Raw genomic sequence first — 26,371 nt, 5'->3', positions numbered from 1 at the left:
TAACGATTTACAAAAAAGTCAACCGGGCGGTAATTCCAAGTTGTATATACCCTTATTTCCGCAGTCGTAACAATCGCATGCTGTTTATGATAACAAGCAAAGCTGCTCCCGTATCGCTCAAAACAGCAATCCATAGTGTCAAAATCCCTGGGAAAATAAGTAGCAAAGCTATGGCTTTAATGACAATAGAAAACCATATATTCTGTTTAATGATCTGTACGGCTTTCCGGCTTAAATGGAGCGTATGCGGTAGCTTTTCAAGATTATCCGCCATAAGTACGATGTCGGCTGTTTCCATGGCTGTATCGGTACCTGCGCCTCCCATGGCTATGCCAAGGTCTGCAGTTGCAAGTGCAGGAGCATCATTGATACCATCTCCAACCATGGCAACAAAGTGTCCTTCTTTTTGAAGTTTTTTGACAGCATTTACTTTATCTTCAGGCATTAATTCCGCAAAATAACGAGTTACCCCAGTCTCAGAAGCAACTTTCTTAGCTGTCCCCTCATTGTCACCGGTTAACATGACAACTTGATGGATACCAACAGCTTGGAGCCCTTTAAGAGCTTTCACGGAAGTACTACGAATAGCATCAGAAACGGCTAAAACACCTAATACATTCTCGTTTGTTCCTATTATCACGATTGTATTTCCTTCTTGTTGAAGGGATACGATTTGTGATTCTAACTCTCCTAAAGAAATACTCAGTTCCTTGAACAATTTGATGTTCCCTGCAAAGTATTCGCTATCGCCTATGATCGCGCTGACACCTTTACCAACGATGTTTCTGAATGTATCACCATGACGTACAGGTACACCCTTATCTTTGGCGTACTCAACAACTGCCTTGGCAATAGGGTGTGTCGAGTATTCTTCTAGCGTTCGAGCAATACTGAGTAGCTCAACCTCACTTGTTCCCGTTAATACAACTTGAGCTACCTTTGGTTTTCCCTCCGTCAAAGTGCCCGTTTTATCAAAGGCTATCGTTGAAATCCTTCCCGCTATTTCTAAGAATGCACCACCTTTGATAAGAACCCCATTCTTAGCTGCATTTCCTATGGCTGAAACAATCGCTACAGGTGTTGAAATGACCAAGGCACAAGGGCATGCAATAACTAATAATTCTAATCCTTTATAGAACCAACTTCCCCACGTTCCATTACCAAGAAGTGGGGGGAGAACCATCACAACGAGAGCAAGTATAAATACAATTGGCGTATAAACACGGGCAAATTTATCTACAAACGCTTCCGTTGGAGCCTTCTGTTCTTGTGCTTCTTCCACTAGGTGAATGATTTTGGAGATGGTCGTATCTTCAACCAGCTTAGTTACTTTAATCTCCAAGGATCCATGTTCGTTTATTGTACCTGCATATACACTGTCACCAAGATGCTTATCGACTGGAATGGATTCACCTGTGATCGGCGCTTGATTGACACTCGATTCACCAGCAATGACAAGACCATCTAGCGGGATTTTATCCCCTGGTTTAACAACAATGATATCATCAACCAAAATATCCTCTACGGGCTTACTTACAAGCTCTTGACCATCTTTCACGAATGCTTCGGGAGGAGCAAGATCAATTAAGCCACGAATCGAATTTCGAGTCTTTTCAATGGACATCGTTTGCAGCACATTTCCTAGTGCAAACAACCACACAATCGTTGCGCCCTCTAACCACTGACCTATTGCCGCGGAACCCAGAACAGCAGCTGTCATCAGTACATTCATATCCAGTGAACGGCTTTTTACTGCATAATATGCGCTTCTAGCTGGCTTATAGCCACCGATGATAATGGATACAGCGTAAAGTAGCGTAGTAAAGTTTGGTGATGCACTTGTATAAGAGCCAATCCAACCAAACAGAAGTAAAGCTCCTGAAAATATAATTAAATTTCTTCCTGAGTTATCTTTTTTAGATATAGTGCTTTGTTTTGTTTTGGAAACAAGCATGGCCTTATAACCAGCTTTGGAGACTTCTTTGATAATATCCTCAGCTGAGTTATCGTGCTCAGCCATCATTTTTCCAGTTGAGAAATTAACATGGACACTTTTGACCGATGGTAGCGCCTTTATATGCTTTTCTATGGTTAGCGCACAGGAACTGCAGTCCATTCCTTCAATGGCATAGACTCTTCCTCTGTCCTTTTTCTGGGCAACCTCAACGGTGTACCCTAGCTTTGTAACTGTATTGGATACTTGATCAAGGGCAATTTCATCATCATAACCAACTTGCATTTTACCAGTGTTATAGTTGACTTGAACTCCGCTTATCCCTTTAATTCCTTTAACAGATTTTTCAATAGTTAAAGCACACGATGGGCAATCCATTCCACCGATCAGATAATCTGATTTTAAAACAGAAATGTCTTCAATCTTTTGATGTTGTGGATGTTCTGTATCATTACAACAATCATCTTCGCACTTTTCTGGAGTGCTTATATCCACAAGCTTAAAACTTTTTTTGAACTTTAGTTCTTTAGGTTGTTCCTTATGTTCGTGAGGATGCACATGTTGATGGTCCTGAATATGTTCATGATCATGATCATGATTATGATTATGTTCATGGCTACGGGAGTCGCCTTTGTCATGATTACAACATGACGGTTCATTCCCGTGTTGGTGTTCGCCATCCGGCTTATTGTTAGAAGAGTTTGAAGACATCGGACATTCTCCTTTATTACATATGATTACATGCACATGTATTAATTATATCATATGTTGACCCCCTAATTATGTCAATGATCATCGTCATCATTTTTCATTTGATTCCACTACAAATTTCCATCCAGAAAGTCCAAATGTTATGTAATGCTTATCATTTGAAAACGGCCAAATCCAACTAGATAAATGCCGACCCTGAGAGGATATCTTGTCGTGCAAATCCTTCAAACCTAATATGGCCACATCCCGTCCTTGCGCCTCAGTCATCTTAAATAGGTATTCCACTCGCTCTTCCTCAGTCTTTAATAAGTAGAACTCATCTTCTGGGAAAGGGTTTTCTACATCTATTCTCAAAGCATCCGTCCAAACAATGACGGTACCGCCTGGTTTAGCAAGTGACATGATGAGATCATTATACGATCGTATGATTTGATCTCGAAGTTGTCTTACCTGTTCAACGATGTCACTAATTTCTTCAGGGCTATAGTTGTTAGCATATGGCCAAAACAATGAAAGTACATGGATATAAAAGATTTGGGTGTATACCGCGGATGAAATTACTGTTGAAAACTGACCTTTCCACTCATCTAATATCTCAATATTTATGATTTCTTCGGAGATCACTTTCATAAATAAGCCAAGCTTAGATGCCGTGGACTTGTTCTCTAATAGTTCAATAAATTGTTTATAAAAATCAATTTGATCTAACTTACTCAGATCAGTTCCGCCAAGTAATTGAAATTGCTTTTGCAAGTTTATATCTAACCGGCAAATTCCTTTTTGGAGAGACTCGGTATCTATGTCCATTAGAATGATTTTCGAGAAAATACGACTCAAGAATATGAGATCTAAATCATCGCAGTTTCCTGCACCAATAATGAGAGCCTCTTCAACATCTTGTTGGGAAGAAATAGCTTTATTTATCAATAAGACAATCTGTCCACGATGTACATCCCAATCCAACCATCTACGAGTGTCTCTCTCTTTATTCAGATTACGATAAAAGCTATTATCCATATTGCGAACTCCTTATGAATGATGCGAGTAAACTCCAAATGATTAATTTACATAAACATTATTTACACTATCATGCATAGTCTATTCCTGATAACTCCAATTTAGTTAACTAAGGACGTATTGTCAATCAAACATATGAATAATTCAATATTTGTTCATATGTCTGATAGTATAAAAAAAGCAGAGAGACATCTCCCTGCTTTTTCATGTATGGCGCGTTAAATGCATTTCAGAGTAACAATAATAAACATGCCTATAAGCATCGAAATTGAGAACAAAGATGTTTGAAGGGAGAACAGTGGCACTTTAATGGGATGGTCAGGCTCTATAAGCTGGCTTAATCTATAATTGATTGCTTCACCATCTGTAAACTGAACTGCTGTGCTTTTGAAGCTTTGTTTTCTACTATTGACCATTTTGAGTAAAGCTGAGCTAAGCGGATAGGTTGAATTCATTTCATTAATGACATGTTTATCAGCCAGTATTTCAATACAAACGTCAAAATAAGATCGAAGTGCTCCTAATGCGGGAATATAATTCATTGAGAAACAAAACAGATGAATCAAACATTTCTTAAAAGGATGGCGACATAGGCGGTGATACTGCTCATGGATTAAAACCGCCTCAACTTCAGAATTTGACAGTAAGTGTAGTAATCCCGTTGAAATAACAATACGAGCATGCCATATCCCCTTAGTTAAGGCTACTGGCTTATGTTCTTGAATTACAATGATTTCAGTCCGAAGATGCTTATATGACGCATTTATCTCAATTGAAAGAGCATCATTCTTACGGTTTTGTACAATCGAATGCCATTTATGATCCAAGAAAGCCTGCTTGCCTATAAAGAAACAGATGCGTGTAATTGTAATAATGAGTAAGCAGGTAAATACCATTTTAAACACAGAATGCCTGCTCCAAATGTCAGTAAACAGATCCACCAAATAAATGGGAAGGTTACCATCGTATCTCACATCGCTTATCTGGTGAAAGACAACTAACCCCATTTGCAGGAGAATCCACCCTGACATCAGCAAAATAAGCAGAAAAGCAACTTGTGGCCTGGCGGCTTGGTTCATCGGTCAGTCCTCTTTTTTATGGCCTCGAGCTTTTGCTCCAACTTTTGAATAAGACTAGGATCTGCTTCATCCATGGCATCAATAAAATGAGTGACTACATAGTCTTCAAATTCATCCATGAGGCCTCTCGTGACATCCCTCGTCTGTTCCGCCAAAAAATCATCTTTTGTAGATAAGGCCCGAAAAAGTGTGGATTTAGTTCTCCCTTTCCCGAGCGTCTTTTTCTCTAATAAACCTTTATCATATAGCCGGTTCATAACAGTCATAATTGTTGTAAACGAATACGGAGTCACTTCACTTAGTAATTCTTGAACATCCTTGATACTTACTTTATCTACCATCCACATAATCTCCATGATCTGGACTTCCAACGAACCTAAAAAACGATAAAGACCTTTTTCTTGAACTTGATATGTCTTAATTTTCATAGAGAAGGATCCTCATCTTTAATTATGTGTGATGTGTTGTAGGGTTAGGGAGAAGATTTGTTCAATATGTGCATCATCTAATGAATAGTACACGGTTTTCCCTACTTTTCTACGTTTAACTATTCTTAAATTCCTTAAATAGCGTAGTTGATGTGATACCGCGGATTGTCCCATCTCTAGAACCAACGTCAAATCATGAACACATAGTTCACTTTGTAACAATGCAAATATAATTTTAATCCGCGTAGGATCCCCTAAAGCTTTAAAAATTTCTGATAAACTAGCCGCGGTGTCCTCAGCGATCATTTTTTGTTTAATTTCTACTACATTCGTGCTTCCTTCACACGTATCATCACACTGGTCCGGTGCAATATTTGAATTTGTTATCGTCATGCTTCACTACTCCCTACTGCCTCTAATTACTCCATTATATCAAAAAAGAAAAACCGACTCTATAAAGAATCGGATTAGATCGTAATTTTCACTTAACTTAAAGCTATCATCAAAGAAAAATAAGCTGTAACGCAGAAACCAATACTGCTTATCACCGCATACATTGAGAATGTTTTTTTTCGAAAAGAGGGCGAAAATGGATATAGGCAGGAGAATCGAAGCAATGGCTAGGATTATGCTAAGTGAGATTCACTCGTGAAACCTGTAACAATAAAACCTAAATAGCAATAACACTTTCAACTCTTGTATTCCTGCTAGCAGTAACACAAGGGACTATTTTTTATTTCGAACTTGAAAAATTATGTAATTTGTAATAAATTATTTATACATGAATAATTGATCATATATAAATAGTTAACTGTAATTCGATTGCTCTTAAACATTCCATACTTGACTTATATGTTAAAATCGGCATTACTGTTAATAATAAAAATAAGGAGTTGGATTATTATGACGTCAAAACAACACTCACACGAGCATCAAACGGACAATCCACATAATCACGATTATCATGACCATGAGCATCATGGACACGACCATAATCATTCACATGGTTCTGGGGGACATGTGCACGTGGCTCAGAACAAGCTTAAGGTCGCCATTTTTTTAGGTCTAGTTGTGCTCGCTGCAGAAGTGGTTGGTGGTTTCTGGGCAAACAGTCTAGCCTTGTTAAGTGATGCAGGACACATGTTGACGGATGTTGCTGCTCTTATTGTTGCATGGATGGCCATTCGTTTATCTTCGAATCCTCCTTCCCCATCAATGACTTACGGATATCACAGAGTGACGATACTCGCAGCGCTATTCAATGCTTTAACATTGATTGGTATAGCGCTTTTTATCGGAGGAGAAGCGTACAAGCGGATGTTAGATCCTCAATCGGTAGAAGGTGCCATCTTGTTCATTACAGCAGCAATAGGAATTGTAGTTAATCTATATATCGGTTTGGGTATGAGGGATCAAGCTGATAATGTTAACATTAAAAGTGCTATGTTACATGTTTTTGGGGATGCCGCGGCTTCCGCTGGTGTAATTGCCGCAGGCATCATCATGTACTTCACAAAGTGGTATATCCTTGATCCTATCGTTAGTGTAATCATTGCTGTAATTGTTGCATTCGGTGCTTGGAGAGTCATTAAAGAAACCTATATTGTGCTGATGGAAGGTACACCTGTTGGGATCAATTTTAAAGAAGTTGAAAACTCAATTCGAACTGTCACTGGGGTTAAAGAAGTCCACGACCTTCATATCTGGAGTTTAACATCCAATCGAAATGCAATGACTGGTCATGTTGTCGTTGATGGTGAAATAAGTGTATCTAAAACTCAAGAAATCATTCGCGAAATCGAGAATATCGTCTCCAAAAAATATCGTATTGGTCATTCCACCTTACAATTTGAAGATGATAAACATCCTCATGAACAGGAGATGTTTTCTTTAGATAGTAACTGGAAACATTAAATTCATGTAAAATAGAAGCTATGGGTGTTTGAAACCCATAGCTTCTATTTTTATTTTGTGTCGTTCTTCGATTAACAGAAGTCGCTAACCCAACATAAAGCTGAGTAACTATTGTTTTAATCGGAAAATACTAATCTAGCGAATATGGGAGTTTAATCTTGCATATTCAGTCCAAATTAAAAAGGGATGGATTTTAATTACAACAACTGTAAATCTACATCGTTCTAATCAAAAAATAGAGGAAACTGGAAAATACATTTGTGCTGATGGCGAAACTGTACAATTGTCTGAAGGTGATGTATTTCCAACCTGTCCAAATACAGGTAATGAAACAACATGGAGACATGCAAATCATCAAAAAGGTTGGTGATACTTTCACGCTTAAAATTTATTAACAAGAAAAACTCTTGCTAATTTTATGATTTCGTAGGTTAATGAAACCATCATTGGGTAAGAGAATATAAAGTAAATCTAACTAAAAGGAGGTCATCACTAGTGTCACATGAACAATTTAAAGCCTGTATCGAGGAATGCTTACGTTGCATGCAAGCATGCAATCATTGTTATGATGCCTGTTTAAAGGAGTCTCATAAGATGGATATGGAAAATTGCATCAGATTGGACCGGGAATGCGCCGATATCTGTGCATTTACTGCACAAGCTATGTCAATAAATAGCTCCTATGCAAAAGAATTATGCCGACTTTGTGCAAGTATTTGTGAAGCCTGCGGAAATGAATGCAAAAACCATGAACACGAACACTGCCAGTTCTGCGCAGAAGCTTGTTCCACTTGTGCAAAAAGTTGTCGAGCCATGGCCGCTTAAGTATGAGACTGCTTAGTATGCATAATATTCCAAGCAGGGATTTTAGTACTTGTGCTGCTTATGATTTGATTAACTTTAGAGATAGCAAACAAACATACTTTTAATGTTTGTTTGCTATTTCTGTATTACCTTTTTCACAACGATATACTAGTAGTCATACATTGTAACCAACCAGTGACAGAAGTGACGCCACATACCTTTATTTTGCTCAATATTCAATTGTTATTAATGGTATTCCGATTGTGGCTCTCATCTCATCTGTCCCCGTCACTTGATGGACCGCAGCCTGTAAATTAACAAAACGATTCGCGCTTTTCACAGAGGATTTTATTTCTGGGGAATTATATGTAACACTAGACGTCCGAAAGCCATCATATCTCTCAATTTCTTTCGCATTTGTTTCATTTTGAACAAATTTTAAAAACTCCTCGGAAGTTCCCTCCTTTTTAGTAAGTAATCCTTGAATAACGATATTCCAATTCGGTTTTATTCCAGCTGATACTAATAACTCTTTCATCTTCTGCTCCCATGCTTCCGCTTGAATAATCGTTTCTTTCCCTATCGTTTCTCTTTTTACTATTAGGTAAGCCTCCTGTTTATCAGTTCCGAGAAGAATGAGTGATACATTTACCCCATCGCGCTCTGTATAGGTTGATTCGTAAATCGGATGCTCCTCATGCATATCAACTTGCTTCACTGGAAATCGCAGCTTTTCACTTAACTGAATAGCCATCTCATCAAAATCAGCCTTGGTACTATAATTTTGATAAGGTGCACTATGTTTAATAATTAATTTATCTGATTGCTCCAATACCTTTTGAGATAACTCCCAAACATTCCGTAAGTCAGACTTAGTTTGAGCTGCACTGACTGCACTGTTCGCACTAGCATACCATCCCACTAATAATGAAAATAATAAAATATATAAACATATAATTCCTCTGTGCTTCATTAAAATCTATCATCCTTTCTCTATGAATCTATTACAATTACATATAAGAAAAGGATGCCCAACTTTTCGGGAAACTATACAATGAAAAAGAAAACCACCCTCACGGCTTTTCCCATTAAAATGTAAAGAACTGCTCGATTAACTAAGCAACTTGGTTTTCCTAAACCGTCGAACATCGGCTCTAGAAAGCTATGTACTACAATTTGTAGTGTATCATATATAGCAAATAATTTTATTTATATGCAACAAACAAACATCCCAAATTGAGCGATCTCTTATAGTGGGTTTATGATGGTTCCCTATTCTTAAGTTGACTTAGTTTTTGTTCCAGCCTTTCAATCCAAACCGGATCTGTATCAACAAGCGTTTCAATAATGTGATTGACAAAAAGACCACCGAGTTCTTGAATAAGTGCTTCAGTTACTGCCTTCGTTTGTTCTAATACAAATTGTTCTTTGGAGATTACAGGAGCGAACCGATAGAGTCGTTCACCTCCAATTGCTATCTTTTTCAAGTGCCCCTTCTTCTGCAATCGGTTCATTACTGTATTGACTGCATTAAAAGAAATAGGAGTTTCTTGATTAAGTATGGTATGGACATCGGTTATACTAATTTCCTCAGAGAGCCAGATTACATTCATAATTTTTGCTTCCAAAGGACCAAAAAAGCGATTTAATCCTTCATGAGAGACATGGAACGTCTTTATTTTCATGATTAGCACCCCGTAACACTACAAATTGTAGTATATTATACGCGGAAGTTCAATCTTTTCGTTTTGTTTATCGTAGTCGAGGTTCAAAACAAAATAACAACATGTAGATACCCGCGCCTACTCCCATTGTCCATACAAAACCAAATGATAACGACAGAATTGCCGCTAATATTGATCCAGCTACTGTCATGATACCATTCAAGCCCCAGCATATCGCAGTTTGATGACCATCCAGCCTTTGTAATCCGTAAGGAAAAGGCATACCCATAAAGAAACCCAAAACAAACAAAATGAACCCGAATCCGACTATTCGGTAAACCATAGGTACATAAACCGCTTGATTTCCGTACCATAATAGGATTATTTCAACAATGAAAGTGAACATTCCAACAATTAGCAAAGGTAGATATCGCTTGCCAAAGCATAAATTCTTCTTAGCTGAGAACAGGCTGCCTAGTCCACCCGAAACCAATAGAACACCTAGTACTAGTACAAATGAGGAAGTAGGATGCCCTAAGGGGAGTACTAACCTCTGTATTAGTACGACCTCAATCATCATGAAACCGATAGCGAGCCCAGAAAAATATAATGCTCTCCCATAGGGTACTTTCGTTTTTCGAAACATAAAGATTGCCGTCGCTAATGTAATACCTAAGATCAATATTAATGAAATTGGAACGCCTTGGTACCGACTATAGAAAAAAGGCATATCATCTCGATTTGCGTTTACATTCACCTTAAGATCTGACAGCATCCCTCTCAATGCTGCATATTGATCATACATATATGGAATGTGTATCGGGATTTGCTGAATTCGTTTTGTCTCTTCAAATATGGCTCGAGATGTTGAAGTATCGAAAGGTTGACTTTTTATAATAATCAAAGGTCTGGTAATTTTGCTTTCATTCATCCCTTGTACCACATGACCCAAGTGTTGATACGTCCCCACAATGGCAATATGATTCTTAATCTCCGATTCTGGGACTTGCAGCTCGCGAAAGTATTTTATTGCTGCATATTGAACCTTGCCTAACTCTGCTTCATCATGAAGTAAAAATGCGACTTGACCACGGTCTGTTAGTTTCCGCATATACTCCTTCATCGCTTCCTGGGTAAAAATATAATTCTCAGTAAGGGCAAGGCCCACCCCGTTATCGGATGCCTTTTTAACTAAAGATAAATAAATTAAATCATATCGATTTTTAGTTTTTCGAATATAACTACGCCCATCAGACACCACGCTTTGGACACCCTGCTGTTGCAATACATCGCCAGAAAACGATAATAATGAGTGAACCGCTTGAAAACTTCCTGCATTGATATCAACAGACTCTACGTTGCGAAACCCCTTCATTTGGGCAACTAAAACCTCCTGCCCACCCCCGACACCAATAATTAAAGCGCGTTCTCTGGATGGGGTTTGAAATGCCAACGCACTCGTCGTGCTCTCTAAATAATTTACTTTACGCAAATCCCCGTCATACTTCGAAATAGGCGATACAGCTCCACCATCGATCGTGATATATAGCAAATCATCGTCATCCGCATCATAAACATCGGTTCTTGAGAAAGCATTCCAGCTGGAATAAATAATTTTCGTATCCTTCTCATTAATAAATACATTATTCGGGCTCGTCATATATGCTTGAAAAGGAAGGTAGCGTTCGAAGGGATAAATGACGTTAAACATAAAGATCAAGAGAACAATGGTTTGTACGTATATAAATCGCTTACCTATTTCCCTAAAACCAGCCCATGCAAAAAGTAGAGCTGTAACCACCAAAGTGATACCAACTGTCTGAATTGGATTGAAGATATCCATCAGAAAAATAGCGGCAACAGCTCCAAGCCCAGCTCCCACCAAATCTGAGAAATAAAGCATATGTATATGCTGAGAATGATGCTGCATCATCCCTGCGACCAACATACCTCCTAACAAAAATGGTATGAAGGAGAGACATACATATATGATAACGCCCAAATGAGGCAATACGTACATAACAACTGTCGTTGACATTACAGAAATGAGATAAATGATCGCAATCTGATGAATTCTTTTATATAAATGATGCTTGATTTGGTACGCCGCGTATCCCCCAAACCCAATTCCAAGAGTGGCCATAGATATGACAAGAAACACATAGTTGTTATCCAAAATAACAGCAAAAAAGCGGGATAAACATATTTCAAAAATAATAAGTGAAAAGGCAGTAACGCAAGTAATTACCATCCCTTTCTTGATCGGTTCTCCTTGTTTACTCAATGTGTTCCCCCTATATGTCCGTCAAAATTCTGATTATTACCCATATTTTGCACGAAACTTCTTACTTTAAACCAAGTATAGGGGGCCCGCCGTAAAATGACGTAAAGTCACTCATTCTTTAACTGCGAAAGGGCGACTACAATACGTATTCGTATACTTACCCTTTGCATGTATATATGTTACCACTCCGATCAATTCTAGCTGAGTTTAGTACCTTTATATAATTGATTCCTCAATGCACACTTTAACTGATTCTTTAATACAGGTTTGTTTGGAACAAAATTGCTTCATTCCATCCCATGAACCCCATACACACCCCCTGCATCTTTGTGGCTGTTTCGGTTTATACTCTAGAAATGCGTTTAACATAATATCCTCCCTTTGAAATACCACCCCTTAAACACAAAGAGTAATTTAACCAATTCTCCCCATCCATATACACCGAATTTTTGATCTAATCCACGAATTGTTTGGTTTGCAGAAGCACATAACGAAAAATAGAGCCCAAGTTAACCCAGGCTCCGAATCGTATCTAGTTATCAAAGTAATTTTGCTGGTGTACCGGATATACCAAAGATCAGATATTGTCTCTCATCATTAAATGGCCAATTCCAGAAATGAAATAATTGTCCATCGTCAGCTAGCTTTCCACTTAAATCAGCTATTCCAAAGAGCGAAGCTTCCCTGCCATTCATAGTCACCAGTTCCCGTAAATAAGTCCATCTTTCCTGATCCGTATTGATATTATACAGACCTTCTGTAATCTCTCTATTCATTTCTACATCCGTTTGTAAAATGTCCGTCCAAACCAATACTTTTCCGTTCTCTTTTACCAAAGAAATCATGAGATCGTTATAATTTTTTATCACTTCATCCCGCAAATAAATAAATCCCCTCATCAGATACCGTACTTCTTTTTCCGAATACCTATCTGTGAATTTTGCAAACAGAGAGAGTACATGGATATAGAATATTTGACTGTATACCGCAGAAGAGATTACCATAGAAAAGCTTCTTTTTAAATGAGATAATACATCCTTTATCCTTATCTCCTTAGCTGCCAACGATAGAAACAAACTGATTTCATTGGCAGACGCCCGCTGAACAAGCATCCTTTCTAATCGATCATAAAAATGGATCTGATCTAATTTGGTAAAGTCAAGATTAGGGATCATGTGTATCTCTCTGCACAAATTTAAAAAATCAATTCGCTTCACTGCTTCTTCCATGGCTTGTCCATCAATATCAGACAAAGTAATAGCTTCAAATAAGGTACCCAAGAGTTGGAAGTCAAGGTCATCGCAATTACCGGCACCCAGTATAATGGCATTACCCAAATCCGAAGGACTAGAAATCGTTTTTCCAATAAATCCACTAATCTCTTCCCTGTGTTGTGCCCATTGATACCACCGGTTCTCATCTCTTTCGAAGTTTAGATCTTTATAAAAGTCTTGCAATTCCATCCCTCCTATAGTATCGTTCTTCCTTTATGGACACTAATACTAATTATTCGTCGATTTCATTGGAGACGTGGTATCTATAAAATGAAGCAAGACAATCACGAAAAGCCATGGCCTCATCTCTATCCATAAGTAAGAGCCTATCTATTATTTCACTTGCCGGTTGTGCACCAACCATGTCCTTCAATTCACTACAAAGTTGTTGGAATCTCTCGTTCAACATCATCACAGCACATTCACCCTTATCGATGGAGTTTAGTTATAAATGTTACATCCTCCTAAGAGGATTGTAGACCATGACAGAAATAACGATCCGTTGAATGCTCTGCTAAAGGATACAGTATAAATGATCGTACCTAACGAAAGCATAACAATAGACATAGACATGAACAATCGTTTTACTGTTTGTCTCAGCTTCAACGATTTCCTGAAATTAACGCAGGCATACGCTACCCTCGGTGGGCAGCCCTCTGCCATCATCAACTGTTGGATTCTCGACCAACTCTTTACATTAGGTGCGATTTCCTGAGATAATGCACACATTTCGCGAAAAAAGACTTCTATCGCTTCCTCATAATCGGTATAAGTAATCTCTGTGTCCAAGCAAGGATCCGGTTCACAGAGTTCCTTCACCTGATTTTGAAAACGTTAGACAAGATATACACTTAACTCTCTGTCTTTTTTAATGCACGTTTCTTCTTGCCCTTCTTCATAAAATAGAGGCATACAAGTACCAAAACAATTGTTACTGAAACAGCAACGGTGTATTTAGAAAAAATCCAATGATATCGGACCCAAGCTAGGCCAAGATATCTTCCCGAAAGAATCTCAGCGGATACCCATATGCACGCACTGATCGCATTATACAAAGTAAACATTTTGAAAGACATTCGGTTGATGCCAGCCAAATATGGAACAAAGACACGTATACCAATGACAAACTTAGAGATAAGGATCAAAGGTATACCGTATTTTTCAAACTTGCTCTGCGCTGCTTCATATTTCTCGCTTGTGAGTCCAACATATTTCCCAAATCGAAGAATAACGGATTGACCCAAATGACGTCCAATAAAATACGCAATCGTTGCCCCCATCATATTTGCTAAGACCGAGAATAGTAACAAAGGAGCGAACGACAGGGTCCCCCTCGACCATGCAACTCCTGCGATCATAAGAGTTGTACCTACGGGAAGTGGAATACCTATAGTTTCAAACAGGAATATAAGAAAAATTGCGCTATACCCATACTGATGTATTAGCTCTCCAATGTTTATGTGCATCACATCATTTCTACCTGCTCTCCCCATTGTTCTGTAAAAGCGGACCTACTGCAATGCTTATCAAGGACTTATTGTGAGCGAGCTAGTTTACCAGACCACTTAGCAATTCCACCGTCCAAATTATATACCCGCATATAGCCATTTTGAAGTAATAAGTTCCCACTTTCCTTGCCCATACGTCCTGTATGACATACAAATACTATTTTTCGGGACTTAGAAAGCTCTTTATATCGGGCTTGTATATCTGTGAATGGAATATTGATGGCACCGGGAATCCTACTTTCTTCAAAAAGTTCTGGTTCGCGCAAATCAACGATAGTCAAATCATCATTTTTTACCATCATTAATGTTAGTTGATTCGTGTCCACTAGTTGCAATGTCGGAGGCTGTCCTTGGCTTTGATCCCAACCGTTATAAATGTTATACAATATTATTCCGAGCAACGCGGCGAGAAGAGTTATAACAAAAGGTTTAAATTTTAACAACATGCATCTCCCCCAAATGTACAAAATATTTAAATACTACATATCGTAGTGTATCATAAAACATCAACCATTGCACATCACATCCCAGGTATAAAATCACTTGTATAACTTCCTCTTTATTTCAAAATACTACCACTATACAAAGAGGAGGTTTCGAAAATGGTACCAAGATTCCCTACTACTATAGGTCTAATTGTCTCACTCACTATGCTGGTTAGCTGTAATGCCGTTAATAAACAAGGTACTCCAGTGAAACAACAGGCAGTAGCACCTGAGTCCATTCTCACAACAACAAAACTAAGAAAACTACCCGCATTGAATGAAACGGACACAATAACACCTACAAATCAAGTCCGCGAATTTAAACTTGAGGCTAAAGAAGCAAGTTGGCAATTGGTCTCAGGAGTGGAAACGAACGCATATACCTTTAATGGCACAGTCCCAGGCCCTACGATTCGTGCCAAGGAGGGTGACACTATTCGTGTTATTTTAAAAAACAGTCTTACGGAAGAGACTTCGATACATTGGCATGGACTACATGTTCCCAACTTAATGGACGGAGTTCCCTCTTTCACACAGCATGCAATTAAGCCTGGAGAAACGTTTACATACGAGTTCCTTGCAAACCACGCGGGCACTTACATGTATCACTCTCACTTTAACAGCATTGAACAAATTGACAAAGGATTATACGGTTTACTTGTTATCGACCCTCAAAATCCTGGTGAGCTTAAACACGATAAGGAGTATACCATGATGTTCGGAGGTTGGAACATTCCGAATCAAGCCGGAGGACAGAATAAACAAGGACAGAACGACTCTATTTCCGGTATGTCAAAGGGATCTGCTATAGGTATCAAAAAGAAAGGAGATATTCGCAGCTTAATGGAGCATGGCTTGGAGGAGAACAAGTCTTCACCTGATCCCCATGCCGGTATGAATATGCCTTCAGCAACCCCAGATAATAAAGCCGGAAGCACAGTCATGGGGATGGATTATAATTATTGGACGATCAATGGAAAATCTTTCCCTGATACGAGTCCTATTGAAGTCAAGAATGGTGAAACTGTTCGAATTCGATTAGCAAATATTAGTAACGGAATTCACCCCATGCATTTGCACGGACACGATTTTAGGATTATTGCCAAAGATGGACATCCCTTGACTACTCCTCAAGTCGTCAATACGGTTACAGTAAATCCTGGTGAAACCTATGACATTGATTTCATTGCCGATAATCCTGGGGAATGGCTTTTCCATTGCCATGAGCTTCATCACACCACGAATGCAGACGTAGAACCAGGTGGTTTAATGGTGCTTGTTAAATATACAAAATAGAAATACCTTGGCTGACATCTGCAAAGGTATCTCCAAATTTGAATAAAATAAAAAGATGAGCGATCATTTTGACCTCGCTCACTTTTTTATTGTCAATAAACCATAGTTTAATTCACGACATTGACAGAGTTTTCTTTTATGTTGTTCGACTCTTTTGTCGTTTGAGATTGTTTCAAGGAGTGAACTTCCTTAGATAAATGATGATTTTGCTCGATTAAGTCTGCCATTTTGATTTGAAGGGACTGCAATTCTTGAGCTGAAACACTCGCCAGACCATTTGTATTCTCTTTTCCATCAGTATGCTTATGACCAGTAAACATTCCCTTCATACAAAAGATCATCATTAATGGACAAGCTAATAGAGGCAATATTTTCAACCATTCCATTGTTCATTCCTCCATTCATTAAGATAAGTCCAGTATACCGAAATAATGTGATAAAAGTTTGAAGAAAGTTAGAAGAATGATTGTTTTTTATTGTTCGCTTCAATGACAAGAAAAATATCCTTGTAATATCGGTTTATTGAGGTCACTTTGAATCCCGCTTGTTTTACCAATTGATCCTAGCGCTGGCACATTCATGTAATATTATTCTTCTAAAACGGCCTTTGTTTCCACATATTCCTCGACCGTGATTTCCCCACGTGCTAAACGAATTTTCAACAAATCAATCGGACTTAATTGATTATCTGCATCATTATTTTGAACGACTTGTTGTTTTTTATTGTTCGATGGTCCGCAACATCCCATTTGAATCTCCTCCTCAAATTTGGACTTACGTTTATCCTACCATAAGGATTTGATAAAACAGTGAAGATTCCGTCTGTATTTTATGAAGTCCTATAGACCCAATAATAATGTGTTATCTAAGACCTATATCGAGTAATAATTTGCATTTTTGTTTATACTCTTCATCGTTAATTTCACCTTTTACATAACGTTCTTTTAATATCATTAGAGGGCGATCCTCAACTCTGCTCTTTTTCATCAACAATCGGGTTACCACATAAACGACAATTCCGACGACAATAACAAAAATAAGCAAACCGAGCCCCATCATGATACACATCATTGCCATCATAGAACCATCCATCATTGATCCATTCATCATATAACATCCTCCTATATTTATAGGATTTTCATTTTTCACATAATCATTCCTTCAAAGTTAAATTTGATTTATTAGCTAATTAAACTAAGGATTTGACACATAATAAATTGAAAAAATGCAAACAATACTTTGGGTTACCTTAATGAAAACCACACACTTCAAGGAGGAAATTATCAATGTCAACAGTTGTAAATTCAACTATGCAGCAACATCAAACATGTATCGATGCTTGTAACAAATGTGTACAAGCCTGTGAAGAATGTCTTTCCTCATGCTTGAAAGAACCGGATGTCCAGGCAAGAGTAAATTGTATTAATCTACTCCGGGATTGTATTGACATTTGTGCTTTATCCGCTCAATTTATGTCCCGTAATAGCAATTACGCCAAGGAAATCTGCAACCTTTGTGCAACAATCTGTGATGCTTGCGCTACTGAATGTGCTAAGTTCCAAGACACTCATTGCAAGCAATGCGCTGACGAATGCCGTAAATGTGCTGACGAATGTCGTAGAATGGCTGCTTAATAATTTAGGATATGGCTTAAACAAAAATCGCCTTACAATGTATCCATGAATGGATAGGTGTAAGGCGATCTTCTTGTGTTTATGGATAATCAGCACTATCACTGAACTACAGTACTGTTACTTCATTTTCTTTAACTTCAACCACTTCTTTGAATTGCTTTTTTATATTGGAATCCCTCTTCACATAACTATAAATCAGCCCAATTAATCCAACAAACAACGCAATTACAGCCGCTATGATCAACAGTGTAAAAATAATGCTAAAAAGCGAACCGAGCCCGGAACCTGAAGTCGTTCCCAAGCTTGATCCCATCATGCCACCACCGAACATACCTTGACCCATTCCCATCCCTGTTCCCATCATCCCCTGACCCATGCCTCTTCCTGTGCCCATCATCCCTTGCCCCATTCCCGAGCCTATCATACCTTGGCCCATACTCATCATCCCTTGGCCCATGCCTCTTCCTCCACCCATCATCCCTTGCCCCATTCCCGAGCCGACCATACCTTGACTTGAATTGGGTACAAAGTTACCTTGGAAAATAAACTGTACAAGCCCAATTGCCAAAAGTCCAAGCAACGAGAACAACGATAATAGTACCCAACGATTTTTCAACATAACGAAACACCTCTTATTTTTGTATTTGGATCAGTTTTAATCTTGATCTTAGTTTAACAGTAACATAGTGATATGGAATGGTTATGGAGAACATAAAATCATAGCTATTGTGACTGGGCTCCCCCCTTTGTTCCGAGAACTGCTTCCGTGCAACCTCGATGTCTAGTCAATATTTTCTTCTTACCAATTTGGTTTTTTGCTTAAATTCTTCATCGCTAATTTCCCCTCGTGCAAATCTCTCCCTCAAAATCTGAATCGGAGGATCATCTTTTTTCATTTTAATCCGTCTCACCATCATTCTAAACACGATAAACACTACTAGAGTAATGATGATAAGCCAAAACACCTGATTGGCCACCAAGCCGAACATGTGATACATGGATCTCAAACTCATGCTGATGTATGAAAGAATACCGTAGATGATTAAACCCATGATCAAAGCCCAAAAGACAGCATTGAATATTCTCCCCCACACGGTCTTTACCATCATTTACGTCCTCCGTCTTCAATACTTACTTTGCTTTTGACAACAACTATAATAATAGTCCTGTTATTAGTTCAGTCGATTCGATTACATTGGTGAAGTAATCGCCTAGGAATATTGATGAAGGCGGCAAAAAACTCCATCGCTTCAACACCGATGGAGCATGTTAGATATCAAATTTCCATTAAGGATTCACATTTCGTTTCTCATTACTCCGAACGAAACGCCAACCCAAATAAAACAGCCCTGCTAAAAGAACCAGTCCAAATACAAATACTATTCCTGCGAACAAGAACATCCCAAACATATTAGCAGGGGAAAATCCATGTACAGCACCACCCATACACATGATGCTCAGCCTCCTCAGATGTAGTTATTCCATAGTATGGATATGACCTCTTTTTTTTATTCCTATAAATATTCGAAAATTATCTCGTTATTGTTATGTCACAAAAATAAAAGTAGCATCCCCATGCTCGGATGCTACCCTCAAATCATTATTTTACAATTAACTTACCAGTCATGCTCCCCATACCTGTGTCACTGGTCGTGATTTTAAATTCTCCTTGACGATCCGCAACAAATTCATTAGATTTTTGTTGTTTGGCTCCGACATTCTCAATTTTAATATTTGTACCTTCAATCATGAGATTGTTCGTTGCATCTTCTTCGTTTTTGAAAGTTAACTTGATTTTCGTTCCCTTATCCACCGTAATGGTGTTCGGCTCAAACGTCATATTTTTCGCTGTAATGACAATTTCTTTCGCCTGAGAGCTTGCGTTTGAACCTCCTTTTGCAGAACAACCCGCAATAACTCCAACAACGAGTAACAAAGCAACCATAGACATCAGATATTTTTTCATAATAAAGTTAATCTCCTTGTATAATATTTTTTGCATTACTCAAGTACGGTGACTTCTTTTTGTACGACAAGTTCTGTTTGTTGTTTCGTTTCTTTATTTTGAAGCTTCGCCAGCAGATTATTTTTCTTCGCATAATTGTAAGCAAATCCAATGAGACCAGCAAATAACCCAATCACGGCTGCGATAATCAATAAAGTGAAAATAAGACTAAACATCGAACCCATCCAGGAACCGCCGGAAGACATGCCTCCCATTCCTCCCGAACCCATCATTCCCATACCCATACCGCCGCCACCCATATTGCCCATCATGCCTTGACCCATACCCATCATACCTTGACCCATGCCACCACCTGAACCCATCATTCCCATACCTCCTGAACTAGCCATGCCTTGTCCCATATTACCTTGGGTAGGTGTGAAGATGCTTAGAAAAACAAATTGCGCTAATCCTATCATTAAGATACCAATCAGAGAGATTAAAACCAATTTGGCCCAATGATTCTTTAACATGCTAACCCTCCTCAATAAACGGAATTAATCATTACCTTAATACATGGATATGGAATGGTTATGGAGATAGGCAAATTTCATACAACAGAATTACCAGCACGTGATCACCTCCATCAATGATCTCATCCGCTTAAATCCTTTATTTCCATAACATAACGAAAATAATCGAAGCGCCTATTAATAATAAGGTGAATATGATTAACAACAGTGTTAAGACAATATTTAACCCAGTAATGATTGGATTTGAAGGCATCATTCCTTGCATCTCACCCATCATTTGACCCATCGATGTAAATAGATCCGACCATGTCATTCCCGAAAACATTGTCTTCATCATATCCATCCCCATGGTCATCCCAGAACTCATCATGTCAGGAGATTGGCTAAACCATAAGCTCAATAGAGAAACCAAAACAAACAAAATGATAAATGAGAAAAGCAGTCGATAAAATCTTTTTCTATTATTCTTCATGAATAATTGACCCTTGATTTCCGCAAAAAGAGCCCGATACCTATACTCAATGGGATTAAAACGAGCACCATCAAAGTAAGAAAGATGAACAAGAAATGGTGGATGCCATTACTCAATGCATTCGCCTGGCACATCAAGGTATTCATCATTGCCTTCATCATGCCCATCAAATATTTTTCCTGTTGATCAGGGGTTACCGCCGGATTCAGTATGGAAATAATAACTCCGGCCGCTATAAACAATAGTAGTGCAGCGATGGAACGAACCGCCAACACAAACCATTTATTTATCTGCATGTGTATCCCCCCTGTCCTTTTTTAAATCATTTTCTTTTCACAATATCCTGTAAAATATAGCGTTTAACGTAAATGTGCCATACGATACTCCCTATCGAAACGAGTGCCGCAATTTCGTGAATCATAAAACCAAAAGTGCCAAATAGATACGGTATCAGTGGATGAAACCAAAGTAAGAACCCACTGAAAATAAGCAAAAGCGTTACAAAGAATGTGAATCTGGAAAACCCCTTTTTCCCTACAGGTAGCCATGAAATTTTTTCTGGTTTTCGTTTCATCATCTCTTTAATCGCATAAAGCAGCGCAAGAAAAACCCAAACAATAAAAAGTACACTTACGATTCGATGAACAAAATCAGCAAACCCAAAATCGTATCCAAACATCCAGCCAAATCGGGCCCCCATCATAGGAAAGCCGCTAAGAGCCAGAAGCATAAACAGAATGGTCCAAATCCAATGGGCAATCGCATCCAGTCTTACTGGGCGGCCTTTCATACTCATACCATCGATCCTTTCTTTACCATTCACTTCCTAACCTTTAGTATTCTTCTAAAGACCAGAAACATGCCTACCCCAGCACCTATAAGAAGTAATAAAATGACACCCTGAATCGCTGTATCTAAAACATCCTTCATAAACGTACTGAGAAACATACCCCTCATCATTTTCATTCCTAATTCCGGAGTACTTGCATTGAATCGGGATAAAAGAAACTCGACAAATGAACCGATCATTAAAATGATCGAGGAACCAGCAATTAACTTTAACCAAGGATCTTTTTTAAATTTTTCCCACATCATTAGAACTCCTTTTAAAGTAATGGGCTTAACTGACCAAAACACATTGATCGTTCGAGGAACCCCTTTTTCTTGGACAACTGCAGGTAGGTGTGTGACTTCGTTCTCCAGCAGGTGACCATACGTGATAAATCATCCCCACGACCATCGGGATAAATACAATCGCGTTGTAGAACAAGTGTAGTTCCACTCTCGGAAAGAGCAACTGTGCGATGCTTGTCGGTGCCGATGCGCCAAAAAAGTTATACTTCGTTTGGGCTTGTATAAACAAGAGGAGATGCTCGATATGATGCCAAAATTGAATGATCAAAGCAGCATTCCACCAGTAACGCGATCTTCCTGTACAACCCGGACGGAGCAAGATGAGTCCAATAAGCATAATGAGGGCATAAGCATAGTGCAGCCATTCAGAAGAAACGAGCCATGGGAAAAATAATCCTAACAGCCCTTTAGCTTGCGGTCGCGGCCAGTGAAGAACCCAAATTTGAAATGCTTGGAGTAAGTGTTCCGCCCAGTGGCCTATTACGATGAAGAAATACACTCGCATCGCTTTTTCATGCCATCGACCATTCAGTAATTCTAACGTTTTTGACATTTTTATTTTATCCTTTCATCTGCTCATGAGTTAATTTTTAATACTGGAAGTTGGCCCTGTTTCGCTGGCTGCCGCGACCTCCTCTCCATTATCCCACGCTGAATTTCTTATTATCGGCTTCTGATTAACTTCTAACGCTTCCGTAGTAGCGGGTGGGTTACTTGTTGAATCACCTGAAATCAATTGTTTTAAAACTTGTTTTGTTGCCATGTTTGGGAAGAACGTTCTTTTCAAATAGATCAAAAGAAATGTAAATAGACCAATAAAAAGGGCGAAAATAAACAAGACGATCAATAGTGTAAAGATAAAGGTAATGAAGTTAAACAGAAACGAACCCGATGATCCTCCCATTTCCGAGCTCATCATATTTCGATCCATGCCGCCCATCATCCCTTGATTCATGGAAAAGACGTTAGACAAAATAAACTGTAAAAAGCCGTAAATAAGCAAGCCGCCTAAAGGAGAGAAAAAAGCTAATCTCACCCATTTTTTTTCAAACAATTTGATCACCTCAATTAATGAACTCACAAAAAGACACAAAAGCAATGCTCTATCATGATGCTGCAGTAGGCTGTTTATTTTCCCCCTTTTTTCTTAGTAAAGAAACAATATAACCAATGATACCAATTAGCATGACGATAACAAAAATGACAAGAAGCAGGTTAAAAACAAGGGCGATATTATTCAATGTAGTTGACGATCCCATGCTTCCCATACCGCTCATATTATTACCCATGCCATTCATATTGTTTGTATTACCTTGACTTGAAGAAGCACTCATGCTCATATTACCGCCAGTCATGCCTTGTCCCATATTCGTAGAGGAACCCATTGGCATGCTGCCTCCCATCATTTGTTGCCCCATGCTCATGCCCATCATGCCCATGTTTCCGCCGGACATGCCTCCCATCGTGCCCTGACCGGTGCCTTGTCCCATACCCATGCCATTCATACTGCTGTTGTTCCCTGTATTTCCTTGAACGGAAGTACCCATGTTCATGCTTCCACCGGACATGCTACCCGACATACCCTGTCCCATACCCATACCATTCATACTTCCGTTATTCCCTGTATTTCCTTGAACGGTAGTACCCATGTTCATGCCTCCGCCGGACATACTACCCGCCATGCCTTGTCCCACACCCATGCCATTCATATTTCCGTTATTCCCTGTATTTCCTTGACCGGAAGTACTCATATTCATGCCTCCACCAGACATACCGCCCATCATGCTTTGTCCCATGCTCATATTCGAGCCAGAACGACTCATGTTATCCATCATCTTATTCATGGATCCGATGCCTTGGTTAATCATGTCCATTCCTTGCTGCATTTGTTTGGTTACTTGCCCAATTGTATCTGTTTTTCCATCATCTTTTTTTACGGTGGATTTAGAATCGGTTTGTTTATCCTTTACCTGATTCCCGCCTGCATTTGAAGTGCTGTCTTGCAGCAGACTAATGGCCTGATTCATCATGCTAATGCCCTGATTAATCGAACTCATTCCCTGATTCATCACGAGCATGTTTGTATTCATATCCACGCCCGAAGTAGACTGATTATTGGGGGTAGCCTGTGTATTTTGTCCCATGTTCATTCCCGGCATAGGTTGATTCGTATTACCGCCGGACGAATTCATCGACATCCCTGACATACCTTGGGTTCCTTGAGTATTCGAGGTACTCGTTTGCGTATCAGCGGTCCCCATTCCTTGTACTTGATCCGGTTCTTTCGTAAATAAGTTACTTACAGCAGTGTATAACTGATTTCCGTAAAAGTAGTAGACGCCGCCGCCTGCTAGACCAATAATCAAAAACACCAATACAATCAAAAACATTTTTTTGAAAAAACGTTTCATGAGTCCTCCTCCTCTATAATGTGCTTACTACCATAGAAGCTTAATTTTTCATTGGAAGAGAAAAAGAAAATGTACTTCCTTTTCCAATTTGACTTTCCACCCAAACTTCTCCACCATGCAGTTCGACAAGTTGCTTTACAATGGCAAGTCCGAGACCTGTGCCCCCAGTATTTCTCGACCGTGATCGATCCACACGGTAAAATCGCTCAAAAATATGCTTCAGCTCTTCAGCAGGAATTCCAGATCCGGTGTCCTGTATGGAAACGATAATGCCTTTGTCCATATTTTTCAGTAAGCTGACGAGTATGGTCCCCCCATCAGAGGTATGGCGTATTGCATTGCTGAGCAAATTGTTCATAATCTGGTTTAATCTTTCCTGATCTGCGTTGATTTTCGGAATCTTTCGTTCCATTGAACAGGATAATTGAATCCCCTTCCCCTCTGCCAAAATTTGAAACTCTTCTACTGCCTTAGTGAACCATACTTGTACATCCATACTGTGCTTATGGAGAGTTAGCTGACCGTTACCAGCTAATGAAAGATCTCTTAAATCCGTGATCACACGACTAAGCATCAGCATTTCATGATGGACTGATTTCAGTTCCTGAGGACTGAGAGCAACCATTCCATCCAACATGGCCTCAAGACGACATCGAGCTACCGTAACCGGATTGCGAAGTTCATGAACAATATCCGCATATAAAGCTTTACGTTGCTGTTCCGTTTGCTCCAACGCTGAAGCCATGCTATTAAAACTTTTGGCCATTCGCCCAATTTCATCATCGGTTGCCAGTTGAACTCTTTCCGTTAAATCACCATTCGCAATACGATCAGCGGCTCTCGACAGCTTTCGCAGCGGTCGAGTAATAATAATTACAACCAGATACCCCGATACAAAAGAAATCAAAATGGAAATGAAGCCGGCAAGAATATAGGAAGCATCAAGCGCATTAAAAAATCGTTCAGTTGCTCCCCCCGTAAAAGGAACCATCATCTGCATCTGATTTGGCATATTGCGGTTCAGCATAAATTGAAAAATGTTTCTCGCGAGAATGGCCATCACGCCCATGGAGAGTACAGATACAATAAAAAAAGATAACGTCAGTTTTCTGGATAGTCGGTTCATATCCCCGCCCGCTTGAACTGATATCCAGCGCCAATGACCGTTAAAATGTACTCCGGTTTTTGTGGATAATCTTCAAGCTTATGCCTTAAATTTTTGATATGGCTATCCAAGGTTCTTTCAAAACCATCATAGGAGTACCCATAGATCGCCTCAATGATTTGTAATCGAGAGAGTACCTGGCCTGCATTCTCCATGAACACATCTAACAATTTAAACTCGGTTGGAGTGACCAGAATTTCCTTGCCTGCTTTCCATACTCGCATCGATTTACGTTCGATGAAAATATCACCAATCATCAACCGGTCTAATTCCGTGTCCGGACGCCATGCGCGGCGCAATAGTGCCTTCACACGAGCAATTACTTCGCGCACGTGAAATGGTTTGGTTATATAATCGTCCGCGCCTACTTCAAGTCCCTGAAGTTTATCCTGCACCTCATCTCGAGCGGTTAGCATAATGATCGGTACATTGGAGGAGGATCTCAAATGTTGGCACACTTGAACTCCGTCCATTCCAGGAAGATTCAGATCAAGTAGAACAAGGATCGGCGTGAGCTCCTGAAACCTTTGTATCGCCTTCGTACCATCGCTTACAATATCTGCATGGAATCCTTCATTGACCAGATAAATTTTTAATGTATCTGCAATAGCCGGTTCATCTTCAACAATGAGAATGGTGTTTCCCTTCATCCCTTTCCC

At 39.2% G+C, this 26,371-nt stretch carries 31 protein-coding genes; 4 read left to right on the top strand and 27 right to left on the bottom strand.

Annotated features, from left to right (window positions below):
- Nucleotides 1–52 precede the first annotated feature (52 nt).
- The 5 genes from PCH02S_RS17360 to PCH02S_RS17340 form a co-directional block, all read right to left on the bottom strand.
- Nucleotides 53–2,665, bottom strand: coding sequence for a heavy metal translocating P-type ATPase (locus PCH02S_RS17360; RefSeq protein ID WP_127455204.1), 2,613 nt, complete (start codon nucleotides 2,663–2,665; stop codon nucleotides 53–55).
- 90 nt (nucleotides 2,666–2,755) lie between these two features.
- Nucleotides 2,756–3,682, bottom strand: a complete 927-nt coding sequence (locus tag PCH02S_RS17355) for a hypothetical protein (RefSeq protein ID WP_127455203.1) — start codon at nucleotides 3,680–3,682, stop codon at nucleotides 2,756–2,758.
- Between the two features lie 218 nt (nucleotides 3,683–3,900).
- Nucleotides 3,901–4,761, bottom strand: coding sequence for a M56 family metallopeptidase (locus PCH02S_RS17350; RefSeq protein ID WP_127455202.1), 861 nt, complete (start codon nucleotides 4,759–4,761; stop codon nucleotides 3,901–3,903).
- The gene (locus PCH02S_RS17345) at nucleotides 4,758–5,189 is read right to left on the bottom strand and encodes a BlaI/MecI/CopY family transcriptional regulator (RefSeq protein ID WP_127455201.1); all 432 of its coding nucleotides are present in this window, start codon (nucleotides 5,187–5,189) and stop codon (nucleotides 4,758–4,760) included. The genes PCH02S_RS17350 and PCH02S_RS17345 overlap by 4 nt, the downstream gene beginning before the upstream one ends.
- A gap of 18 nt (nucleotides 5,190–5,207) precedes the next feature.
- Nucleotides 5,208–5,582 (bottom strand): ArsR/SmtB family transcription factor, encoded by a 375-nt coding sequence (locus PCH02S_RS17340; protein WP_127455200.1) that lies wholly within the window; start codon nucleotides 5,580–5,582, stop codon nucleotides 5,208–5,210.
- 510 nt (nucleotides 5,583–6,092) lie between these two features.
- Between PCH02S_RS17340 and PCH02S_RS17335 the strand changes: the two genes are divergently transcribed.
- Together PCH02S_RS17335 and PCH02S_RS36425 are read left to right on the top strand one after the other, a co-directional pair.
- A complete protein-coding gene (locus PCH02S_RS17335) occupies nucleotides 6,093–7,103 on the top strand; it encodes a cation diffusion facilitator family transporter (RefSeq protein ID WP_127455199.1) in 1,011 nt (336 codons plus the stop codon).
- A gap of 495 nt (nucleotides 7,104–7,598) precedes the next feature.
- Complete coding sequence (locus PCH02S_RS36425; protein ID WP_127455198.1) at nucleotides 7,599–7,928, top strand: four-helix bundle copper-binding protein; 330 nt, start codon at nucleotides 7,599–7,601, stop codon at nucleotides 7,926–7,928.
- Nucleotides 7,929–8,136: 208 nt separating this feature from the next.
- On the opposite strand, the gene PCH02S_RS17325 is transcribed toward PCH02S_RS36425, so the two are convergent.
- The 6 genes from PCH02S_RS17325 to PCH02S_RS17300 form a co-directional block, all read right to left on the bottom strand.
- Complete coding sequence (locus PCH02S_RS17325; RefSeq protein ID WP_127455197.1) at nucleotides 8,137–8,880, bottom strand: YwmB family TATA-box binding protein; 744 nt, start codon at nucleotides 8,878–8,880, stop codon at nucleotides 8,137–8,139.
- A gap of 286 nt (nucleotides 8,881–9,166) precedes the next feature.
- Nucleotides 9,167–9,592: a BlaI/MecI/CopY family transcriptional regulator gene (locus tag PCH02S_RS17320; RefSeq protein WP_127455196.1), complete on the bottom strand. Its 426-nt coding sequence runs from the start codon at nucleotides 9,590–9,592 to the stop codon at nucleotides 9,167–9,169.
- A gap of 67 nt (nucleotides 9,593–9,659) precedes the next feature.
- Entirely contained in the window at nucleotides 9,660–11,855 is a 2,196-nt protein-coding gene (locus tag PCH02S_RS17315) for a spermidine synthase family protein (RefSeq protein ID WP_127455195.1), read from the bottom strand.
- A gap of 539 nt (nucleotides 11,856–12,394) precedes the next feature.
- The gene (locus PCH02S_RS17310) at nucleotides 12,395–13,312 is read right to left on the bottom strand and encodes a hypothetical protein (RefSeq protein WP_127455194.1); all 918 of its coding nucleotides are present in this window, start codon (nucleotides 13,310–13,312) and stop codon (nucleotides 12,395–12,397) included.
- 668 nt (nucleotides 13,313–13,980) lie between these two features.
- A complete protein-coding gene (locus PCH02S_RS17305; RefSeq protein WP_268597391.1) occupies nucleotides 13,981–14,595 on the bottom strand; it encodes a DedA family protein in 615 nt (204 codons plus the stop codon).
- 68 nt (nucleotides 14,596–14,663) lie between these two features.
- Nucleotides 14,664–15,083: a rhodanese-like domain-containing protein gene (locus PCH02S_RS17300; RefSeq protein WP_127455192.1), complete on the bottom strand. Its 420-nt coding sequence runs from the start codon at nucleotides 15,081–15,083 to the stop codon at nucleotides 14,664–14,666.
- Nucleotides 15,084–15,239: 156 nt separating this feature from the next.
- Here PCH02S_RS17300 and PCH02S_RS17295 point away from each other — a divergent pair, with 156 nt between their 5' ends.
- Nucleotides 15,240–16,418: a multicopper oxidase family protein gene (locus tag PCH02S_RS17295; protein ID WP_127455191.1), complete on the top strand. Its 1,179-nt coding sequence runs from the start codon at nucleotides 15,240–15,242 to the stop codon at nucleotides 16,416–16,418.
- A gap of 107 nt (nucleotides 16,419–16,525) precedes the next feature.
- On the opposite strand, the gene PCH02S_RS17290 is transcribed toward PCH02S_RS17295, so the two are convergent.
- From PCH02S_RS17290 to PCH02S_RS17280, 3 genes are all read right to left on the bottom strand, one after another.
- Nucleotides 16,526–16,804, bottom strand: coding sequence for a DUF2933 domain-containing protein (locus PCH02S_RS17290; protein ID WP_127455190.1), 279 nt, complete (start codon nucleotides 16,802–16,804; stop codon nucleotides 16,526–16,528).
- 201 nt (nucleotides 16,805–17,005) lie between these two features.
- Nucleotides 17,006–17,167, bottom strand: a complete 162-nt coding sequence (locus PCH02S_RS17285) for an SHOCT domain-containing protein (RefSeq protein ID WP_127455189.1) — start codon at nucleotides 17,165–17,167, stop codon at nucleotides 17,006–17,008.
- Nucleotides 17,168–17,279: 112 nt separating this feature from the next.
- Nucleotides 17,280–17,528: an SHOCT domain-containing protein gene (locus PCH02S_RS17280; RefSeq protein ID WP_127455188.1), complete on the bottom strand. Its 249-nt coding sequence runs from the start codon at nucleotides 17,526–17,528 to the stop codon at nucleotides 17,280–17,282.
- A gap of 176 nt (nucleotides 17,529–17,704) precedes the next feature.
- Here PCH02S_RS17280 and PCH02S_RS17275 point away from each other — a divergent pair, with 176 nt between their 5' ends.
- The gene (locus PCH02S_RS17275; RefSeq protein ID WP_127455187.1) at nucleotides 17,705–18,052 is read left to right on the top strand and encodes a four-helix bundle copper-binding protein; all 348 of its coding nucleotides are present in this window, start codon (nucleotides 17,705–17,707) and stop codon (nucleotides 18,050–18,052) included.
- A 106-nt stretch (nucleotides 18,053–18,158) separates the two neighbouring features.
- On the opposite strand, the gene PCH02S_RS36120 is transcribed toward PCH02S_RS17275, so the two are convergent.
- From PCH02S_RS36120 to PCH02S_RS17210, 13 genes are all read right to left on the bottom strand, one after another.
- On the bottom strand, nucleotides 18,159–18,671 hold the full coding sequence (locus tag PCH02S_RS36120) for a hypothetical protein (protein ID WP_174806790.1): 513 nt from the start codon (nucleotides 18,669–18,671) through the stop codon (nucleotides 18,159–18,161).
- A 166-nt stretch (nucleotides 18,672–18,837) separates the two neighbouring features.
- Nucleotides 18,838–19,161 (bottom strand): SHOCT domain-containing protein, encoded by a 324-nt coding sequence (locus PCH02S_RS17265; protein WP_127455186.1) that lies wholly within the window; start codon nucleotides 19,159–19,161, stop codon nucleotides 18,838–18,840.
- Nucleotides 19,162–19,652: 491 nt separating this feature from the next.
- Nucleotides 19,653–20,018: a cupredoxin domain-containing protein gene (locus tag PCH02S_RS17260; RefSeq protein ID WP_164819597.1), complete on the bottom strand. Its 366-nt coding sequence runs from the start codon at nucleotides 20,016–20,018 to the stop codon at nucleotides 19,653–19,655.
- Nucleotides 20,019–20,053: 35 nt separating this feature from the next.
- Nucleotides 20,054–20,530 (bottom strand): hypothetical protein, encoded by a 477-nt coding sequence (locus tag PCH02S_RS17255; protein WP_127455184.1) that lies wholly within the window; start codon nucleotides 20,528–20,530, stop codon nucleotides 20,054–20,056.
- A gap of 139 nt (nucleotides 20,531–20,669) precedes the next feature.
- A complete protein-coding gene (locus PCH02S_RS17250) occupies nucleotides 20,670–20,867 on the bottom strand; it encodes a hypothetical protein (protein ID WP_127455183.1) in 198 nt (65 codons plus the stop codon).
- Between the two features lie 131 nt (nucleotides 20,868–20,998).
- Nucleotides 20,999–21,298: a hypothetical protein gene (locus PCH02S_RS17245; RefSeq protein WP_127455182.1), complete on the bottom strand. Its 300-nt coding sequence runs from the start codon at nucleotides 21,296–21,298 to the stop codon at nucleotides 20,999–21,001.
- A gap of 26 nt (nucleotides 21,299–21,324) precedes the next feature.
- Nucleotides 21,325–21,798 (bottom strand): cytochrome b/b6 domain-containing protein, encoded by a 474-nt coding sequence (locus tag PCH02S_RS17240; RefSeq protein ID WP_127455181.1) that lies wholly within the window; start codon nucleotides 21,796–21,798, stop codon nucleotides 21,325–21,327.
- A gap of 23 nt (nucleotides 21,799–21,821) precedes the next feature.
- A complete protein-coding gene (locus tag PCH02S_RS17235; RefSeq protein WP_164819596.1) occupies nucleotides 21,822–22,097 on the bottom strand; it encodes a hypothetical protein in 276 nt (91 codons plus the stop codon).
- Nucleotides 22,098–22,122: 25 nt separating this feature from the next.
- Complete coding sequence (locus PCH02S_RS17230; RefSeq protein ID WP_127455179.1) at nucleotides 22,123–22,689, bottom strand: hypothetical protein; 567 nt, start codon at nucleotides 22,687–22,689, stop codon at nucleotides 22,123–22,125.
- A gap of 30 nt (nucleotides 22,690–22,719) precedes the next feature.
- Nucleotides 22,720–23,190 (bottom strand): hypothetical protein, encoded by a 471-nt coding sequence (locus PCH02S_RS17225; RefSeq protein ID WP_127455178.1) that lies wholly within the window; start codon nucleotides 23,188–23,190, stop codon nucleotides 22,720–22,722.
- A gap of 52 nt (nucleotides 23,191–23,242) precedes the next feature.
- On the bottom strand, nucleotides 23,243–24,547 hold the full coding sequence (locus PCH02S_RS17220; protein ID WP_127455177.1) for a hypothetical protein: 1,305 nt from the start codon (nucleotides 24,545–24,547) through the stop codon (nucleotides 23,243–23,245).
- Between the two features lie 40 nt (nucleotides 24,548–24,587).
- Nucleotides 24,588–25,673, bottom strand: a complete 1,086-nt coding sequence (locus PCH02S_RS17215; protein WP_127455176.1) for a sensor histidine kinase — start codon at nucleotides 25,671–25,673, stop codon at nucleotides 24,588–24,590.
- Nucleotides 25,670–26,362 carry a response regulator transcription factor gene (locus PCH02S_RS17210; RefSeq protein ID WP_127455175.1) on the bottom strand — a complete coding sequence of 231 codons (693 nt, stop codon included), beginning with the start codon at nucleotides 26,360–26,362 and terminating at the stop codon, nucleotides 25,670–25,672. Before PCH02S_RS17210 ends, PCH02S_RS17215 begins: the two co-directional genes overlap by 4 nt.
- Nucleotides 26,363–26,371: the final 9 nt, after the last annotated feature.

Source organism: Paenibacillus chondroitinus NBRC 15376 (assembly GCF_004000765.1).
Taxonomy (GTDB): Bacteria; Bacillota; Bacilli; order Paenibacillales; family NBRC-103111; genus Paenibacillus_E; species Paenibacillus_E chondroitinus.
This window is presented reverse-complemented; position numbering and strand designations above follow the sequence as displayed.